The 17577-nt window shown below is 74.6% G+C and carries 15 protein-coding genes; 8 read left to right on the top strand and 7 right to left on the bottom strand.

What is annotated here, in order from left to right; genetic code table 11:
* Nucleotides 1-31: 31 nt before the first annotated feature.
* A complete protein-coding gene (locus tag AB0D66_RS22945) occupies nt 32-757 on the bottom strand; it encodes a TetR/AcrR family transcriptional regulator (RefSeq protein WP_362306476.1) in 726 nt (241 codons plus the stop codon).
* A 73-nt stretch (nt 758-830) separates the two neighbouring features.
* Between AB0D66_RS22945 and AB0D66_RS22940 the strand changes: the two genes are divergently transcribed.
* The 3 genes from AB0D66_RS22940 to AB0D66_RS22930 are packed head-to-tail and all read left to right on the top strand — an operon-like array spanning nt 831 to nt 3854.
* Nucleotides 831-1793 carry an ATP-binding cassette domain-containing protein gene (locus AB0D66_RS22940; protein WP_362306473.1) on the top strand — a complete coding sequence of 321 codons (963 nt, stop codon included), beginning with the start codon at nt 831-833 and terminating at the stop codon, nt 1791-1793.
* Nucleotides 1790-2581 carry an ABC transporter permease gene (locus AB0D66_RS22935; RefSeq protein ID WP_362306470.1) on the top strand — a complete coding sequence of 264 codons (792 nt, stop codon included), beginning with the start codon at nt 1790-1792 and terminating at the stop codon, nt 2579-2581. The genes AB0D66_RS22940 and AB0D66_RS22935 overlap by 4 nt, the downstream gene beginning before the upstream one ends.
* Nucleotides 2582-2636: 55 nt before the next feature.
* Entirely contained in the window at nt 2637-3854 is a 1218-nt protein-coding gene (locus AB0D66_RS22930) for a CaiB/BaiF CoA-transferase family protein (protein ID WP_362306466.1), read from the top strand.
* A 50-nt stretch (nt 3855-3904) separates the two neighbouring features.
* Here the strand turns inward: AB0D66_RS22930 and AB0D66_RS22925 are convergent, their stop codons facing one another.
* Nucleotides 3905-4174 carry a hypothetical protein gene (locus AB0D66_RS22925; protein ID WP_030720225.1) on the bottom strand — a complete coding sequence of 90 codons (270 nt, stop codon included), beginning with the start codon at nt 4172-4174 and terminating at the stop codon, nt 3905-3907.
* A 260-nt stretch (nt 4175-4434) separates the two neighbouring features.
* Between AB0D66_RS22925 and AB0D66_RS22920 the strand changes: the two genes are divergently transcribed.
* Entirely contained in the window at nt 4435-6129 is a 1695-nt protein-coding gene (locus tag AB0D66_RS22920; RefSeq protein WP_362306461.1) for a serine/threonine-protein kinase, read from the top strand.
* Between the two features lie 4 nt (nt 6130-6133).
* Here the strand turns inward: AB0D66_RS22920 and AB0D66_RS22915 are convergent, their stop codons facing one another.
* Nucleotides 6134-6940 carry an SGNH/GDSL hydrolase family protein gene (locus tag AB0D66_RS22915; protein ID WP_362306635.1) on the bottom strand — a complete coding sequence of 269 codons (807 nt, stop codon included), beginning with the start codon at nt 6938-6940 and terminating at the stop codon, nt 6134-6136.
* Nucleotides 6941-7137: 197 nt separating this feature from the next.
* Here AB0D66_RS22915 and AB0D66_RS22910 point away from each other — a divergent pair, with 197 nt between their 5' ends.
* Nucleotides 7138-8244 carry a DUF5925 domain-containing protein gene (locus AB0D66_RS22910; RefSeq protein WP_362306458.1) on the top strand — a complete coding sequence of 369 codons (1107 nt, stop codon included), beginning with the start codon at nt 7138-7140 and terminating at the stop codon, nt 8242-8244.
* Between the two features lie 367 nt (nt 8245-8611).
* Here AB0D66_RS22910 and AB0D66_RS22905 read toward each other — a convergent pair whose 3' ends face one another.
* A complete protein-coding gene (locus AB0D66_RS22905; RefSeq protein WP_362306455.1) occupies nt 8612-8998 on the bottom strand; it encodes a GntR family transcriptional regulator in 387 nt (128 codons plus the stop codon).
* A 91-nt stretch (nt 8999-9089) separates the two neighbouring features.
* On the opposite strand from AB0D66_RS22905, the gene AB0D66_RS22900 reads away from it, so the two are divergent.
* From AB0D66_RS22900 to AB0D66_RS22890, 3 genes are all read left to right on the top strand, one after another.
* On the top strand, nt 9090-10031 hold the full coding sequence (locus AB0D66_RS22900) for a GNAT family N-acetyltransferase (RefSeq protein WP_362306452.1): 942 nt from the start codon (nt 9090-9092) through the stop codon (nt 10029-10031).
* Entirely contained in the window at nt 10028-10510 is a 483-nt protein-coding gene (locus AB0D66_RS22895) for a DUF402 domain-containing protein (protein WP_362306449.1), read from the top strand. The genes AB0D66_RS22900 and AB0D66_RS22895 overlap by 4 nt, the downstream gene beginning before the upstream one ends.
* Nucleotides 10511-10746: 236 nt before the next feature.
* Nucleotides 10747-11787 (top strand): lytic polysaccharide monooxygenase, encoded by a 1041-nt coding sequence (locus tag AB0D66_RS22890; protein ID WP_362306446.1) that lies wholly within the window; start codon nt 10747-10749, stop codon nt 11785-11787.
* Between the two features lie 37 nt (nt 11788-11824).
* Here the strand turns inward: AB0D66_RS22890 and AB0D66_RS22885 are convergent, their stop codons facing one another.
* The 3 genes from AB0D66_RS22885 to dnaE form a co-directional block, all read right to left on the bottom strand.
* A complete protein-coding gene (locus AB0D66_RS22885; RefSeq protein ID WP_362306443.1) occupies nt 11825-12685 on the bottom strand; it encodes an alpha/beta fold hydrolase in 861 nt (286 codons plus the stop codon).
* Between the two features lie 165 nt (nt 12686-12850).
* Nucleotides 12851-13834: a hypothetical protein gene (locus tag AB0D66_RS22880; RefSeq protein WP_362306632.1), complete on the bottom strand. Its 984-nt coding sequence runs from the start codon at nt 13832-13834 to the stop codon at nt 12851-12853.
* 170 nt (nt 13835-14004) lie between these two features.
* A complete protein-coding gene (gene dnaE, locus AB0D66_RS22875) occupies nt 14005-17514 on the bottom strand; it encodes a DNA polymerase III subunit alpha (RefSeq protein ID WP_362306440.1) in 3510 nt (1169 codons plus the stop codon).
* Nucleotides 17515-17577 lie beyond the last annotated feature (63 nt).

Genomic DNA, 17577 nt, shown 5'->3' with positions numbered 1-17577 from the left:
GACCGCGGGGGCACGACGGGCCGCCGCGCCGCTACGCCCCCCACGCCCCCAGCAGCCGCGTCACCGAGCGGTCGAAGACGGCGGCCATGTCCAGCGCCGCGCCGGGCACCGGACCGCCGCCCGTGAGGGCCGCCGCCAGCCGCGGGTACTGCCCGGTGGCCAGGCGCGAGCCGAGCCAGGCCGTCCGTGCGCCCTGCTCCTCGGCCTCGCTCCAGGGCAGCGACCGGGACCGCTCGGCCAGCGCCAGTTCGCCCGCCACGTACGTGGCGACGGTGCCGTTGACCGCGGCGACCAGCTCCAGCTTCTCGGCGTCCGGCACGTCCAGCGGTGCCAGGCAGTCCAGGCTGTGCTCCAGGTAGCGCAGGGCGTTCGGGCTGAAGCCGTGGACGGGGCTCAGCAGGCGCGGCAGCCACGGGTGGCGGTGCATCAGCGCCCGTGTCTGGCGGGCCAGCGCGAGCATGTCGGCCCGCCAGTCGCCGGCCGGCGGTGCGAAGTCGTACTCCGCGCTGACGGCGTCGACCATCAGCTCGTACAGGTCCTCCTTGCGCGGCACGTAGTTGTAGAGGGACATGGTCCCCGCGCCGATCCCCGCCGCCACGCGCCGCATGGAGACGGCCTCGATCCCCTCCTCGTCGGCGATCCGCACCGCCTCGGCGGCGATCGACTCGCGGCTGTGCGCGGGCCTGGGTCCGCGGCCCGCCCGCTGGGGGCGGGACCAGATCACTTCGGGTTCAGCGGGTCGCCCGCCGGCTGTCATCGCTCAGATCACCTCGTCGTCTCGCCACCATCTTAGTTACGTACACCGTACGTAGTGAGGTACGGTGGCGCGCATGATGACTACGTACGCTGTACTTAGTGAGGGTCTGGAGAAGGACTACGGGCAGATCCACGCCCTGCGCGGGCTCGACCTCGCCGTGCCCGAGGGCACGGTCTGCGGCCTCCTGGGGCCCAATGGCGCGGGCAAGACCACCGCCGTCCGGATCCTCACCACCCTCACCGCCCCCACCGGCGGCCGCGCCCTCGTGGCCGGACACGACGTGGCCCGCGCCCCCGCGGCCGTCCGCCGCGTCATCGGGGTCACCGGCCAGTACGCCTCCGTCGACGGGGACCTGACGGGCCGGGAGAACCTGCGGCTCTTCGCCCGCCTCGCCGGACTGCGCGGCTCCGCGGGCCGGGACCGCGCCGACGGACTGCTGGAGCGCTTCGGCCTCGGCGAGGCGGCCGACCGGGTGGCGGGCACCTGGTCGGGCGGCATGAAGCGGCGCCTGGACCTGGCCGCCGGACTGATCACCAGCCCCCGCGTGCTCTTCCTCGACGAACCGACGACCGGCCTCGACCCCGCGGCCCGGGAGCACATCTGGACCGCGGTACGGGCACTCGCCGACGAGGGCACCACCGTGCTGCTGACCACCCAGTACCTGGAGGAGGCCGACCGGCTCGCCGACGACATCGTGGTCGTCGACCGGGGCCGGGCCGTCGCGCACGGCACCCCCGCCTCGCTCAAGGCCCGGATCGGCGCCCGCGCCGAGGTCACGGTCCCCGCGCGCGAGGCGCTCGCGGGCGCCGCCGCCGTACTGGACCAGCTCACCGGGGGCCGGCCGGTGCTCGACGAGGAGCGGCTGACGGTCGGCGTCACCGTGCTCGACTCCGGGCTCACCCTGCCGCGGATCATCCGCGAACTCGATACCTCAGGGGTCCCGGTCACCGACGCGAGCCTGCGCCCGCCCACCCTCGACGAGGTGTTCCTGCGCCTCACCCGGATCCCCGCACCGCACAAGGAGAACGCCGCATGAGCACCCTGCTGTCCGACGGCGGAGCCGTCCTCACCCGCCAGCTCCAGAAGGCCCGGCACGCGCCCGCGCTGCTGATCCTCACCCAGACCATGCCGATCACCATGCTGCTGTTCTTCGGGTACGTCTTCGGCAGCGCGCTCGCCATGCCCGGCGCCGAGTACCGGGAGTTCCTGGTTCCCGGCCTGCTCGCCGCGACCGCCGCGAACGGCCTGATGACCGGCCTGTTCACCGCCGCGCAGGACGCCCACCGCGGGGTGATGGACCGGTTCCGGACGCTGCCGATGAGCCGGAGCGCCGTACCGCTCGGGCAGACCGGCGCGGATCTGCTCACCACCGCGGTCTCCATGGTGCCGCTGATGCTGGTGGGACTGGCGATGGGCTGGCGCATCGAGAACGGCCTGCCGGGCGCGCTGGCGGCCCTCGGCCTGCTGCTGCTGTTCCGCTTCGCCACCGCGTGGGTCGGGACGTACCTCGGCCTGCTCAGCAAGAGCGAGGAGGCGGCCGGGCAGCTCGGCGGCGCCACCTTCGTGCTGCCGATGCTGTCCAGCGCGTACCTGCCGACCGCGGGGCTCCCCGGCTGGCTGCGTACGGTCGCCGAGTGGAACCCGATCAGCGCCGTCGCCACCGCCGTGCGCGAGCTGTGCGGGAACGCCGGGGCCGAGGCCGCGGCGGGCGCCTCCTGGCCCGCCGCGCACCCGGTCGCCGGGGCCCTCCTGTGGTCGTTCCTCCTCCTCGCGCTCTTCGCGCCGCTGGCGACGCGCCGGTTCGCGCGCGGCCTCACCGCCTAGCCGCCAGGAAACGGGGGGTGACAGGACGGGGCCGGACGGGATAGGCATCGGTGCCATGGACACCGAAAGCGCAGCGCCCCCGCCCGAGCCCCTCCCCCTCGCCGGCATCACCGTCGTCGCCGTCGAACAGGCCGTCTCGGCCCCCTTCGCCACCCGCCAGCTCGCCGACCTCGGCGCCCGGGTGATCAAGGTCGAGCGCCCCGACGGCGGCGACTTCGCGCGCGCCTACGACACCACCGCGCACGGCCTCGCCTCGCACTTCGTGTGGGCCAACCGCGGCAAGGAGTCGCTCGCGCTCGACCTGAAGGACCCTCGCGGCCGGGAGGTCCTGCACGGACTGCTGGCCGGCGCCGACGTGTTCGTGCAGAACCTCGCACAGGGCGCGGCGGCCCGGCTGGGGCTGGACTCGGCCGCGCTGTGCGCCCGCTACCCGCGCCTGGTCGCCGTGGACGTCTCCGGCTACGGCGCCGAAGGCCCGTACGCCCACAAGCGCGCCTACGACATGCTCGTGCAGTGCGAGGCGGGCCTGGTCTCGGTGACCGGCACGCCGCAGCAGCCCGTCAAGGCGGGGATCCCGGCAGCCGACATCGCGGCGGCCATGTACGCCTTCTCGGGGGTGCTCGCGGCCCTGCTGCGCCGGGGTGTCACCGGGCGCGGGGGCCGGGTGGAGGTGTCCATGCTGGACGCGCTCGCCGAGTGGATGGGGCATCCGCTGCACCACACGATGCACGGCGGCGAGCAGCCCGTACGGACCGGTCTCGCGCACGCGGTGATCGCCCCGTACGACGCCTACGCGACGGCCGACGGCGACCGGGTGCTGCTGTCGGTGCAGAACGACCGGGAGTGGCGACGGCTCACGCAACAGGTGCTGGAGCGGCCCGAGTTGGCGGAGGATCCACAGTACGCGACGAACGCGGCGCGCACCGGCAACCGGGAGAAGACCGACGCGGTGGTGGCGCGGGCCCTGGGCCTGCTGGGCGCGGACGAGGCGATCGGGCGGCTGGAGGCGGCGGGCATCGCCTGCGCACGGCTGAACTCGGTGGCCCAACTGGCGGGCCACCCGCAGCTGGCGGCCCGCGACCGCTGGCGGGAAGTGGGATCACCGGCCGGTCCACTGCGGGCCCTGCTCCCGCCGATCGGACTGCCGGGCGGCGCGGCACCGCACATGGGTGCGGTGCCCGCGCTGGGTGAACACACCGAGACCCTGCTGCGCGCCCTGGGGATGACGGGCGCGCAGATCTCGGAACTGCGCCGGGAGGGTGTCGTGGCGTAGGGCCGGGGAGCCGGAGCCGAGCCGGAGGGAAGGCCGCGGTACGGGGACTGTTACGAGCGGCGGCTGCCGAAGAGCGTGCGACGCAGACGGCGCAGCGGCGCGAAGAGCGAGACGCGCGCGCTCCGGCTCCGCAGGCGGTGCGTGTGGTCGCGGGACGTGAGCTCGCGCATCAGCAGGGTCGCCTCGGCCGTCTCCCGGTGCGGGACGGCAGGTCCGCCCAGCACGGCGAGATGGCGGTCGAGGCGCGAGCTGGTCGCACCGCTGCCGCAGGTGATGGCAGGCACGCGGGGCGGCCTGCTGCGCATTGCTATCTGTTCCATGTTCTCTCCCCACCCGTACGAGGGCACCCGGCCCGGGCAGGTTAACCCTATCGTCCCCGCGTCGCGCTCGGGTATCCCGGTGGTGTGAATTACCCCTATGAGTACGGGGAGTTGACGGTTACTCAGCGGAGTCGGCAGTCACTCTCCGCACAGGCGGGCCGATTTCGGAGGACCTGGGTGCGAGTCACGTCACGACAGGGGCCGCTTCGGGCACACTGCGCTAACTTGGAGTGATCGCCTGGTGACCCATGGGGGCTCGTGTGAGTCGTAGTGTGGCCGACGTGGACGGGGAATCGAGCCCCGATCGTGTCATCGCGGGCCGTTACCGGCTGCTGGACCCCCTCGGCCGGGGCGGAATGGGCATCGTGTGGCGGGCCCGGGACGAGGTCCTGGCCCGCGAGGTCGCCGTCAAGGAGGTACGGGCGCCCGCCGGGTTGGAGCCCGCCGAACTCCAGCGGATGTACCGGCGGCTGGAGCGGGAGGCCTGGGCCGCGGCCCGGGTCTCGCACCGCGGGGTCGTCACGGTCTACGACGTGGCCTCCGAGGGCGGCCGGCCGTGGATCGTGATGGAGCTGGTGCGCGGGCTCTCGCTGGCCGACGTACTGGAGGCCGAGGGGCCGATGTCCCCGCAGCGGGCGGCACACCTCGGGGAGCAGGTGCTGGCCGCGCTGCGCTCGGCGCACGAGGCGGGGGTGCTGCACCGGGACGTGAAACCCGCGAACGTGCTGATCGCCAACGACGGCCGGGTGGTGCTGAGCGATTTCGGGATCGCGAGCCTGGAGGGCTCGTCCGCGATCACCATGACGGGCGAGGTGGTCGGCTCCCCCGAATTCCTCGCGCCGGAGCGGGCCTTGGGGCGCGATCCGGGGCCCGAGTCCGATCTGTGGTCGCTCGGGATCATGCTGTACGCGGCCGTCGAGGGGGTCTCGCCGTTCCGGCAGGAGACACCGGTGGACACGCTGCGGGCCGTGGTGGACGCGGAGTTGCCGCCCGCGCGCCGGGCCGGGCCGCTGGAGCCCGTGCTGGAGGGGCTGCTGCGGAAGGACCCGGCCGAGCGGCTGCCCGCGGCGGAGGCGGCCCGGATGCTGCGGGTGGTGGGCGCGGGCGGCGCCGTGCGGGACTCCGGAGGGCCGGTGTCGGGTCCGGACGCGCCGACGGCCGTCGCGCGGCACCACCGGCAGGACCGCCCCGGGGAGGCGCGGCCCGTACCGCACGGCGGGCCGAACGGCGGGCCGTACGGGGAACCCACGCCGCCGATGGCCGTGCCCGCGCCCGGGCAGGCGCGGCGCGAGGGCCGGGCCGGGGCGGTGCTCACCGTCGGGATCGTGGTGATGCTGGTGGCGCTGGCCGTGCTGGGCTGGCTGCTGCTGAAGGACCTCGGGCAGAAGGAGGGCGGCAGCGGCGGAGCCTTGCCGGCGGGCTCGACGGCCGCCGCCGGGCCCGCCACCACTCCGGCCTCCGCTCCGCCGTCCGCCTCGGCCCCGCCCTCCGCCGCCGTTTCGGCTGCCGCTTCCGCCGGCCCGGAGCAGCACGTCGCGGTGTACGTGGACACCGTGCGCGCCGCGTACAGCGGCAGCTGCCCGCCGCCCGCGGAGCGTGCGCCCTCCTTCACCGCCACCGTGGAGGTGGAGCGGCTTCCGGTCCGGCTGGCGTACCGCTGGGCCACGCGCAGCGGGCAGACCTCCGGTCCCGGCTGGCAGTTCCTGACGTACGAGGAGGGCGGGCCGAGGAGCCGGCGGCTGGAGCACGCCGAGCTGACGCACGCGCCGGGCGGGGGGTACGAGGACGCGGTCCGGCTGGAGGTGCGGGGGCCGGCCGATGTGGCCACGCAGTGGGTCGCCACCTCCGTGACGTGCGAGGAGGGGGCCCCGACGAGCGGGGCCCCCTCCCCTGGCGCGAGCGCGTCACCGAGCCCGCAGGACGAGCCGACGGCCGAACCGTCCGCCGGCTCCTAGCCGCTCAGGCGGCGTTGGCGAAGACGGGCAGGTAGCCGCTGGACTGTCCGGCGGCGGTGGGGTGGTACGACTCGCCGATGTTGAGCCAGTTGACGCTGTGCAGCCACGCGCTGCCGGAGCAGATCTCGTGGCCCGTGAAGGCTCCGGCGACCGAGGCGAAGGCGAACCCGTGGTCGGCGGCGCGTTTGGCGATGGCGGCGTTGAGGTGGTCGGCCGCGCCGTTGATGGCGGCGCGCTCGCCCTCGGTCAGGCCGGTGGTGCAGGTGCCGTTCAGCTTGTAGAAGCGGGGATAGCCGAGGACGACGACGCGGGCGTTCGGGGAGCGGCTCTCGATGGCGTTGTAGACCTGGTCGAGGCGGCCGGGGAGGGTGGAGTTCACGTAGGCCTTGGCCTCGTTGACGCGGCTGACGCAGGTGGACTCCGACTGGAGCACACAGGTCGTCATGACGTCGGAGAATCCGGCGTCGTTGCCGCCGATGGTGATGCTGACCAGGTCGGTTCCGGAGTTCAGCGGGGTGAGCTGATGGGCGAGCACATCGTTCGTACGGGCGCCGGAGCATGCGACGAAGGAGAAGGTCTGCGGGGCGTGGGACGCGGCCCACAGGGCCGGATAGGCACGGGGGGTGCGCTTGCAGGCGCCGCTCCCGCTGTCGTAGTTGCCGGCGCCGACGCCGGAGGAGTACGAGTCGCCGAGGGCGACGTATCCGAAGTCGGCCCGGGCGGCGGCCGCCGCCTGGCCCGCCCCGAAGAGGGCGGCGCCGGCGGCCAGTAACAGGGTGGTGGCGAGCGCGGCGAAACGTGGCATCTTCATGCTCATGTGTGCGGCTCCTTGTGGGGGTTACTCCTGAGTCCGTGGTACAAGGAGCCGGGGTTGGCTGGAAGTGTTCATGCCAAGAATTTTCGGCGCAGAGTTGCTGTCCGAATCTTCACCGCCGGGGTGTTTCAAGAGGGAACCCGGCCACTCGATCCGGCGAAACACGGGTGCACGGGGGCACGGTGTGCCGGATCATGGGCGCCATGCCAGCCAACCCGCATGACGCGCTGCCGATCCGGCTCAATGTCGACGACAGCGATTCGCCGTCGGACGTCGTCGATGCGCTGTTCCTCGGCCGGTTCGCCTCCGGCGAGCAGCCGTTCTCGCACAGCGTGTCGATCGACCGGGTCAGGCCGGGCGCCAGCCTGCTGCCGCCCGAGGCCAGCGTTCTGCGCTCGGCGCGCGACAGCGACCGCAGCGCGACGCTCGCCGAGGGCGAGGGCTGGACCATGCTGGTCTCGCGGTGGAGCAGGGGTGCGGACGTCACGGTGACGGCGGTCAGCGACGAGCTCGCCGCCGGCGTGCTCGGCCGGGCCACGGAAGGGGTGCAGGACGACCCCGAACCGCAGCCGGAGAACGTCACGATGGGGTTCTGGTACGTCTCCCCGCGCCGCGGGCCGTACCGGACGACCCGCCAGATCGCGGCCGGGACCTGGGCCGAGGTCCGGCCCAACTACACGGCGCCGGTGGCCGGGGCGATGGACCGGCTGATGAAGGTGACCCCGGACGACATCGCGGGCCGGCTGCTCCTGCTGCACGGCCCGCCGGGGACGGGCAAGACCTCGGCGCTGCGCACGCTCGCCCGGTCCTGGCGGGACTGGTGCCAGGTGGACTGCGTCCTGGACCCGGAGCGGCTGTTCAACGACGTGGGCTACCTGATGGACATCGCGATCGGCGAGGAGGAGGGCACGGCGAAGGGCCGCTGGCGGCTGCTGCTCCTGGAGGACTGCGACGAGCTGATCCGCGGTGAGGCCCGGCACACGGCGGGGCAGGCGCTGTCGCGGCTGCTGAACCTGACGGACGGTCTGCTGGGGCAGGGCCGCAACGTCCTGGTCGGAGTCACGACGAACGAGGACCTCGAGCGGCTCCACCCGGCGGTGGTCCGGCCGGGGCGCTGCCTGGCCCGCATCGAGGTGGGCCGGCTGACCCACCGCGAGGCGGTGGACTGGCTGGGCACGGACGAGGGCGTGTCCCGCGAGGGCGCGAGCCTGGCCGAACTCTTCGCCCTCCGGCGGGGCACGGGCCCGGCGGCGGTCCTCCCACCCCAGCCCCACACGTCAGAGGCCGGCCTCTACCTGTAACCACGCCCTGCCCGCCCTTGCGGCACGGGGTCCGGCCAATCCAGCCCCGCCCGCCCCCAAGGCACGGGGTCCGGCCAATCCAGCCCCGCCCGCCCCCAAGGCACGGGGCCCGGCCCATCCAGCCCCGCCCGCCCCCAAGGCACGGGGCCCGGCCCATCCAGCCCCGCCCGCCTCCAAGGCACGGGGCCCGGCCCATCCAGCCCCGCCGGCGTTTGAGGCGCGGGGTCCGGGGCGGAGCCCCGATCTTGCAGCCCCGCCGGCGTTTGAGGCGCGGGGTCCGGGGCGGAGCCCCGATCTTGCAGCCCCGCCGGCGTTTGAGGCGCGGGGTCCGGGGCGGAGCCCGGGGCGGCGGGCCCGGCCGCGAGGGCTAATCGGCGGCGTAGCGCGCCCGCAGGGCGTCGGTGGCGGCCGCCACCGCCTCCGCCTCCGTCAGCCCCAGCCTCCGCACCCGCTCCGCGAACGCCTGCGCCGCGGCCACCGCCTCGCGCGACGCCCCCTCCCCCGCGGCGACGAACGTCCCGTTCCGCCCGCGCGTCTCGATCACCCCGTCCGCCTCGAGCGCCCGGTACGCCTTCGCCACGGTGTTGGCCGCGAGCCCCAGCTCCTCCGCCAGCCCCCGTACCGTCGGCAGTTTGAAGCCCGCCGGCAGCCGGCCCGACCGGGCCCGGTCGGCGATCTGCGCGCGCAGTTGTTCGTACGGCGCGGCCGAGCCCGCCGCCGTACTGATGGTGATCTTCAGGTTCGTCGAGGTCACGGCCCCGATTGTCCCCCATCGCCGTCCATCGCCGTCCATCGCCGGATAATTGGGAGGCGCCCGACGCGCGTCCGCCCGTAGCGTCGGCCGCATGACCGTTCTGATCCGCGACCTCCGCCCCACGGACCGCTCGGACGCGGAGTCCGTCGTACGGGTGCGCCGCGCGGCCCTGCCCTTCCTGATCACCACCCCCGAGGGCGTCGCCTTCGAGGCCGGCTCGGCCCCTCCCGACGCGCATTTCCGCCTCCTCCTCGCACACACGGCCGACGGACACGTCATCGGCACCGCCCAGGTCGGCATCGCGCACGACAGCCCCGAGCCGGGACAGTCGTACGTCAACGCGTACGTCGACCCGGCGCACCGCGGCCTCGGCGCCGGCAGCCTGCTGCTGCGCACGGCCGAGGAGCACCTCGCCGCCCACGGTGCGGTGGACACCTACGCCTGGGTCCTCGACGCCCCCGCCCACCGGGCTTTCGCCGAGCGGCGCGGCTACCGTCCCAGCCGGTCCGCGCACTTCCTGCGCCTGGACCTGGCGGCGGGCACCCTGCCCCCGCTGCCGCAGACCCTCCCGGACGGGGTCGAGCTGCGCACCGCCTCGGCCTTCGCCGCCGACCCGCGCCCGCTCTTCGAGGCCGACGCGGAGACGACCTCCGACGAACCCGGCGACGTGGCGGCCGAGTTCGACGACTACGAGGAGTGGCTCGCGCACACCTGGAACAGCCCGGACCTCGACAAGGAGCTGACCACCGTCGTCCTCGTCGACGGGGTGGTGGCGGCCTTCACCGCGGCCCGGACCGACGGTGCCACCCGCTACGCCACGGCGATGACCGGCACCCTCCGCGCCTTCCGCGGCCGGGGCCTGGCCAAGCTCGCCAAGACGGACTCGCTGCGCCGGGCCCGCGCGGCCGGGTACACGGAGGCGTTCACCGGCAACGACGCGGGCAACGAGCCGATGCTCGCCGTCAACAAGTGGTTCGGATACGAGATCTGCGCGAGCGAGACGCGCTACACGAGGAAACTGGAGACAGCGTGAGGGAGCAGCTGACCGTCGTCCTGACCAAGGCCGGCCGGACCAAGATCCGCTACCCGGCGGCGCGGGTCGCCGACGACGGCGACCGGATCTCGGTACGGGCCCCCTGGGCGGCCGAGGGCGTGCGCGACTTCGGCTTCGTGCGCTTCGAGCCGGGCGACGTGTTCGTCGAGCACTTCTGGCGGACCCGCTGGTACGCGGTCAAGGAGGTGTGGACCGGCGACGGCGTCCTGAAGGGCTGGTACTGCGACGTCACCCGCCCGGCCCTGGTGCGCAGCGGGGAGATCCTCGTGGAGGACCTGGACCTCGACCTGTGGGTCTCGGCGGACGGCTCCTGCGTACTGCGGCTGGACGAGGACGAGTTCGCCGCGAGCGGCCTCACCACGAGCGACCCGGAGGCCGGCGCCCAGGCCATACGCGCACTCGACGCCCTGGACGACCAGGCCAGAACCCCGGCGGGCCTCCCTGCGCTCCTGGCCTGAGGAGCGCGCCGGGGCCGGAACGGCGGTTTCTGTAGGCCCCGCTTAGCGCTTCCTTAAGCGGAGCCTAAGGATCACCTTCTGCGGGTCCATCCCGGCGAAACCCGTGGTCCGGCGGGCTAGCTTGGCGGGGCCAGGACAGGAAGGGCCCGATGTGGCGCCGCCGGGGGGCGGCGCCGCATTCGCCCGATTCCGGTTCCGCTGGCGCGCCCCTGCCTTGTGCCCGAAGGAGATCCACCATGTCCGCACGCCGCCGTACCGTGACGCTGACCCGTATCGCCGCCGCCGGCCTCGCGCCGCTCGCGGTCGCCGCGTACGCCGCCGCTCCCGCGGCCGCCCACGGCTCGATGACGGACCCGGTCAGCCGGGTCGCGGCGTGCTACGCGGAGGGCCCGGAGTCCCCGCGGTCCGCGGCGTGCAAGGCGGCGGTCGCGGCGAGCGGAGCGCAGGCGCTCTACGACTGGAACGCGGTGAACATCGCCAACGCGGCCGGCAACCACCGCTCGCTGATCCCCAACGGGCAGCTCTGCTCGGCGGGCAACGACAAGTACCAGGGCCTGGACCTGGCGCGCGCCGACTGGCCCGCGAGCCCGATGAAGGCGGGCGCGCACACCTTCCGCTACAAGGGGACCGCCCCGCACCGGGGTTCCTTCGAGCTGTACGTGACGAAGGACGGGTACGACCCGGCCAAGCCGCTGGCGTGGTCGGACCTGGAGCCCGCTCCGTTCGCGAAGGTCACCGACCCGGGGATGCAGAACGGCGACTACGTGTTCTCCGGGACCGTCCCCAACAAGACCGGCCGCCACCTGATCTACAGCATCTGGCAGCGCTCGGACAGCCCGGAGGCCTTCTACACCTGCTCTGACGTGGTCTTCGGGAAGGACAACGGCGGTTCCGCCCCCAAGCCGAGCGGCAAGCCCAGCACCAAGCCGAGTGCGCAGCCCAGCGGGCCCGGCGACGCCACGCCGTCCGGGGCGCCCTCCGACGCCCCCTCGGCCCCGACGGACCAGCAGATCGCCGACGGCTCCGGCAAGTCCAGCGTCGAGCACAACGGCCACGGAGACAACGATCCGAAGACGAACGGGAGCGCGGCCGCGGCCGCGGTGTCCTCGGCGCCGGCCCAGGCCCCGGCTCCGCAGGGCGGGAACCTCGCGGAGACGGGCGGCAGCAGCGCCACCCCCGCGATCGCGATCGGTGGCGCCGGTGTGCTGGCCGTGGGCGCGGCCGTGCTGTTCGCGCTGGCCCGCCGTCGTGCGACGACCGGCCGGCACGGCCGCTAGGTCATACGGTCGGACAGGTCCGCGGGCCGCGTGTGCGTCAGTCGAAGACCGATGCGCACGTGGTCCGTTCGGCGTGGGCCGGGTCGAGGGCGTTCAGGGCCTCGTGCCAGGCGATCCGGTCGGTGAGCCCGATGGCGACGTGCTCCGAGAAGTCCAGGCCGCACAGGTCCTGCAGGACGACGTTCTTGACGTTCGCCCCGTCCAGGAACCCGCTCCGGTAGGGCGTGACCACCTGGTCGTACTGGGTGGCGATGACCGTGTACTTCACCCCGGGCACGGTGTCCCCGCCCGCGTTGAGCTTCTGCAGGAAGGCGGATCCGGCGATCTGGTCGGCGAGGCCCGGGGTCGCGGTGCTGATCAGGTGCTCGGCCCCCGGGAAGTACGGGAGGAGCTTGGTGAAGCCGAGCAGGGTGGTGCCGTGGTTGTCGGGGGCGAGCCCGACCAGGGCGTTGACCTTCTGGGCGCCGCCGAGGAACTTCAGGTAGTAGCGCGGCATCATGCCGCCCTGCGAGTGCCCGATGATGTCGGTCTTGGCGGAGCCGGTGGCGGCGAGCACCTTGTCGACGAAGTCGTCGAGCTGTTCGGCGGACTTGTCGACGGGGCCGAGCCCGTGGAAGAAGGGCACGCCGGGCAGTTGTCCGTAGTCGAGCGAGTAGACGCAGTAGCCGCGGTGCACGAGGTACGGCGCGAGGCCGAGCCAGTTGTCCACGGAGTTGCCGAAGGTTCCGTGCACGAGGACGACGGGGCGCGGATGCGCGGCGGACGGTTTGCAGGACCAGTTGTTCCAGCCGCTGCTGGGGGCGGACGCGGCCTGGGCGGCGCCGGTGGGGGCGACGAGTGCGGCGGCGGTGAGGACGAGGACGGCCAGCGGGCGGAGCAGGCGTCTCCAGGGCAGCATCGGGTGATCTCCTTGCGGGTCGACTCAAGGGGATGGGGCGTGGGGGTTCGTCCCGTGATCCGGATCACAAGGGGGCGCTGCTGCCGCTAAATTACGGGTGAGTAGCAAGACAGGGAAGTTACGCGTCGGTAAAAACTCGCGTGTCTTGCGATGTTCGACCCCCGCTCAGGCCGCGAGCGTGCCACGGGCGATGGCGTGCGGCCCGAACCGGGCGCGGACGCGGTCGGTGACGGCCTCCAGGCGGCGGGCCTTCTCGTCCTCGGGGTCCAGGCTGAGCTGCCGCGCGGCCCGTTCGGCCGGGGTCAGCCCCTCGGCGCGCAGGGACAGGGCGCGGACGCGGGCCCGCTGCAGGCCGAGGCCCTCGTAGAGGGCGTAGGCCGTGGCGGTCAAGGTGGCCGAGTGCGCGGTGGGTTCGGCGAGGGTGCGGGTCCGGGTGAGGGTGGTGCGGTCGGCGCAGCGGACGGTGAGCGAGAGGGAGCGGCAGACCTGGCCCCGGCCCTCTTCTTGTGTACGAAGCGTACGGAGCTTCGCACCGAGTTCGTCGGCCAGCGAGAGCAGGGCCCGCCGGTGCCGCACGGGATCCAGCTCGTCCCGGTCGAAGGCGCGCTCGGCGCCGAGGGCGTGGGCGGCCGCGCCGGGCCGGACGGGGGTCCGGTCGATGCCGAGCGCGCGCTCCTGCACCTCGCGGCCGAGGCGGGCGCCGAGGATCCGCCGCAGGGCGGCGGGCGGGGCGGCGGCGACCCGGCCGACGGAGTCGAGGCCGTAGGAGCACAGGGTGCGGGCGGCCTTGGGGCCGACCCCGTCGAGGGCGGTGACGGGCTTGCGGGCCAGGAACGCGCGGACGGCGGCGGGATCGTCGGGGATCACCAGGGTCCCCCCGGGCCGGGCCTCGCGGGCCGCCGCCCGGGCCAGCATGGGGTTGCCGGCCACGCCGACGGTGCAGTCCACGCCGTGCAGGGCGAGGGCCCGCACCCGGATCACGGCGGCCAGCCGGTCGGCGTCGCAGCCGAAGTAGCGCAGCGCGGCCCGGACCTCGGCGAGGGCCCCGTCGGGCGGCAGGGCCTGCACGGCCGGGGTGATGCCGCCGAGCAGGGCCAGCACCCCGGCGTATTCCGGGGCCCCGGGCGGCCCCCCGCCGGCGGAGCCCATCCGCAGACACACCACGACCCCACCGGAAGCCGCGCCCGCAGCCGCACCGGAAGCCACACCGCCCAGGCCAGGGCCCCGACCCGCGGCCCAGCCCGCGCCCGCGCCCCCACCGGAAGCCGCGCCCAGGCCAGGACCCGGCCCCGCGGCCCAGCGCGCGCCCGCGCCCGTGTTCATCCCGCGCTCCCCGGGCTGGAGTGCCACAGCTTGCGGCCGGTGGCGGGGCCGGTGCCCGGGGGCTGGAGGTCGGCCCAGGGGTTCATCTCGTACCCCGTGGACATGCGGATCCGGCGGCCCGGGTCCGCCGGGGCCGCCTCCCCGGCCCCGGCGCCGCCACCCTCACGCCCGCCCTCGCCCGCGCCCCCGGCCCCGGCGTCGCCGGAGGCCAGCCGGGTCGCGACCGCCTCCAGGCCGCCGGCCGTGCGCAGTTCCACCAGTTCCGCCAGGTTCCACGCCGCCGCCCCGACCACGCTCAGGCTCTGCGGGCCCCGCCGCTGCACGACGCCCCGTACCAGCAGCAGGAAGGAGTGGAAGACGGTGTGCGCGCACCGCTCGTGGCTGTCGTCGAAGAAGGCCAGGTCGACCAGGCCCGTCCCGTCGTCCAGCGTCGTGAAGATGACCCGCTTCCCGGACCGGATCGGCGGGGTCTGGGTGGCCGCCTTGGCCCCGGCCACCAGGACCGTCTGCCCGTGCCCGGCCTCGCGCAGCCGCCGTGCCGGGATCACCCCCAGCTCGGCCAGGAAGGCGTGGTGGTCCGCCATCAGGTGCCGCGAGGCGTCCATGCCGAGGACGCCCAGCTCGGCGCTGAGCCGTTCCGCGTCGGTCAGGTCCGGCAGCCCGACGGAGGCAGTGGACCGGCCTCCTTCCAGGGGGAGTTGGGGGCCGCGCACCGGACCCCGCACACCGGCCGCCCGCTGCGCGCCGTGCAGCTCGGTCAAATGCAGCAGCAGGTCGCGCCGGTTGGCGCCGAACGCGTCCAACGCACCGACCTGCGCCAGCCGTTCGGCCACCGGGCGGCCCGGGTGCGCCCGGTCCCAGAAGTCGCGCAGGGAGGCGTACGGCTGCCCGGCCTCGATACGGCCCGCCTCGGCCTCGCTGATGCCGTGGACGTCGGACAGCCCGAGCCGCAGCCCCCACGCCCCGGCCGGGGCGCCCCCGCCCGTCTCGGACACCAGTTCGATGCGGTGGGCGGCCGCGGACCGGTTCACGTCCAGCGGCAGCACCGGCACGCCCCTGCGCCGCGCGTCCGCCAGCAGCAGCCGCTTCGGGTACATCCCCGGGTCGTGGGTCAGCAGCCCCGCGTAGAAGGCCGCCGGGTGGTGCGCCTTCAGCCACGCCGACTGGTACGTGGGCACCGCGAAGGCCACCGCGTGCGCCTTGCAGAAGCCGTACGAGCCGAAGGCCTCCACGATCTCCCAGGTCCGGGCGATCACCTCCGCCGGGTAGCCGCGCTCGCCGGCCTTCGCCGCGAACCAGACCTTGATCCGCCCCTGCGACTCCGGATCGGACAGCCCGCGCCGCACCCGGTCCGCCTCGTCCCGCCCGCAGCCGGTCATGACGTGCACGATCTCGATGATCTGCTCGTGGAAGACCACCACCCCGTACGTCTCGCGCAGCGCGTCCGCCAGGTCCGGGTGCGGGAAGCGCACCGGCGCCCGCCCGTGCCGGGCCTCGATGAACGGCCGCACCATGTCCGCGGCCACCGGCCCCGGCCGGAACAGCGAGATGTCGACCACCAGGTCCTGGAAGGTGGACGGCTGGAGCCGCCCCACCAGGTCGCGCTGGCCCGGGGATTCGATCTGGAAGCAGCCCAGCGTCTCGGCCGACCGGATCAGCTCGTACGTGGCCCGGTCCCCCGCCGGCACCTGCGCCGGGTCGTCCAGATCGAGCTCGCGCCCGGTGCCGCGCCGGATCTCGGCGACCGCGTGCGCCATCGCGGACTGCATCCGCACGCCGAGCACGTCGAGCTTGAGCAGCCCGAGCTCCTCCACGTCGTCCTTGTCGAACTGGGACATCGGGAACCCCTCGCCGCTGGTGGGCACCACCGGCGTACGGGCGAGCAGGGAGGCGTCGGAGAGCAGCACCCCGCACGGGTGCATGGCGATCCCGCGCGGCAGCGCGTCGAGCGATTCGACGAGCTCCCACAGCCGCCCGTACGACTCTCCGCGCACGTCGCGCAGTTCGGGCAGCTCCTGCAGCGCGGCGCGGGCGTCGCGGGCCCGGATGTGCGGGAAGGCCTTGGCGAGCCGGTCGGTGACGGCCGGGTCCATGGACAGGGCGGCGCCGACGTCGCGGATGGCGTGCCGGACCCGGTAGGTCTCGGGCATGGAGACGGTGGCGACGCGCTCGGCGCCGAACCGGTCGATGATCCGCCGGTAGACCTCCAGCCGGCGGGCGGACTCCACGTCGATGTCGATGTCGGGCAGGACGTGCCGGCGCTTGGACAGGAAGCGCTCCATCAGCAGGCCCTGCTCGACGGGGTCGGCGTGCGCGATGCCGAGCAGGTGGTTGACGAGGGAGCCTGCACCGGACCCGCGGGCGGCGACCCGGATGCCCATCTCCCGTACGTCGTCCACCACTTGGGCGACCGTCAGGAAGTACGAGGCGTAGCCGTGGTAGGCGATGATGTCGAGCTCGTGGTGCATCCGCCGCCAGTACGCGGGGTCGTCCGCGTAGCCGCGCAGCACCATGCCCGCGGAGGCGCGGGAGGCGAGGACCCGCTGGGCGCTGCGGTGGGCGGCGCCGACGAGGCGGGCCTCGGGGAAGTGCACGGACCCCATGCCGAGGTCGTCCTCGGGATCCACCGCACAGGCCTCCGCGGTGTGCCGGGTCTCGGCGAGGAGGCGCCGCGCGTCGGCGGGGCGCAGGCCGGCGGCCCGGGCGATCCGGTCGGCTGCGTCGGCCATGGCGGCCGGGGCCTTGAGCCAGCGCTCGCCGCTGTCGAGGGGGCCGCGGGGGTCGATGGGGACCAGGCGGCGGGACGCGTCGAGGATGTCGGCGACCGGGCCCTGGCCGGGGTCGGCGTAGCGGACGGCGTTGGTCAGCACCGCCGGGAGCCCCTGCTCGGCGGCGAAGCCGACGGTGCGGGCGGCCAGCCGGAGCGAGCCGGGGCCGGTACCGGTGCGGCCGTGGTGGACGGCCTCCAGGCGCAGGGAGTCGCCGAAGACCTCCCGCCAGGGTGCGAGCAGCCGGGCGGCCCGGTCGGGGCGGCCCGCGGAGAGCGCCCGCCCCACTTCGGAGCCGGGCCCGAGCAGCACGAAGACGCCCTCTCCGCGCAGGGCGCTCCAGGGCAGCAGGGGCCGGCGCCCGGCGGCGTCGCCCGCGTGGGCGGCCGTGGTCATCCGGCACAGCTCGGCCCATCCGGCGGCCCCGTCGCGGGCCAGGAAGACGGCCCGCGGGGCGGACTCGTCGACGAAGGCGCCGCCCTTGACGGGGTTGCGCCGCCGGTACGAGGCCTCGCCGGGGCCTGCCGGGCCCCCCGGCCCGGCAGGCCCGGCCGCCGCCGCCGGAGGCGACACGGCGAGGTCCACCCCGAACAGGGGCCGGATCCCGGCCTTCGCGGAGGCCTTCGCGAACCGCACCGCGCCCGCCAGGGTGTCCCGGTCGGTCAGGGCGAGGGCGTCCATGCCCCGCTCGGCGGCACGTTCCGCCAGCCGTTCCGGGTGGGAGCCTCCATAGCGCATGGAGAACCCCGAAACGGTGTGCAGATGCGTAAAACCTGGCACCCGCGGCCTCCTGCTTCGCTC

It is taken from the genome of Streptomyces sp. NPDC048270 (genome assembly GCF_040652335.1).
Classification (GTDB): Bacteria; Actinomycetota; Actinomycetes; order Streptomycetales; family Streptomycetaceae; genus Streptomyces.
This window is presented reverse-complemented; position numbering and strand designations above follow the sequence as displayed.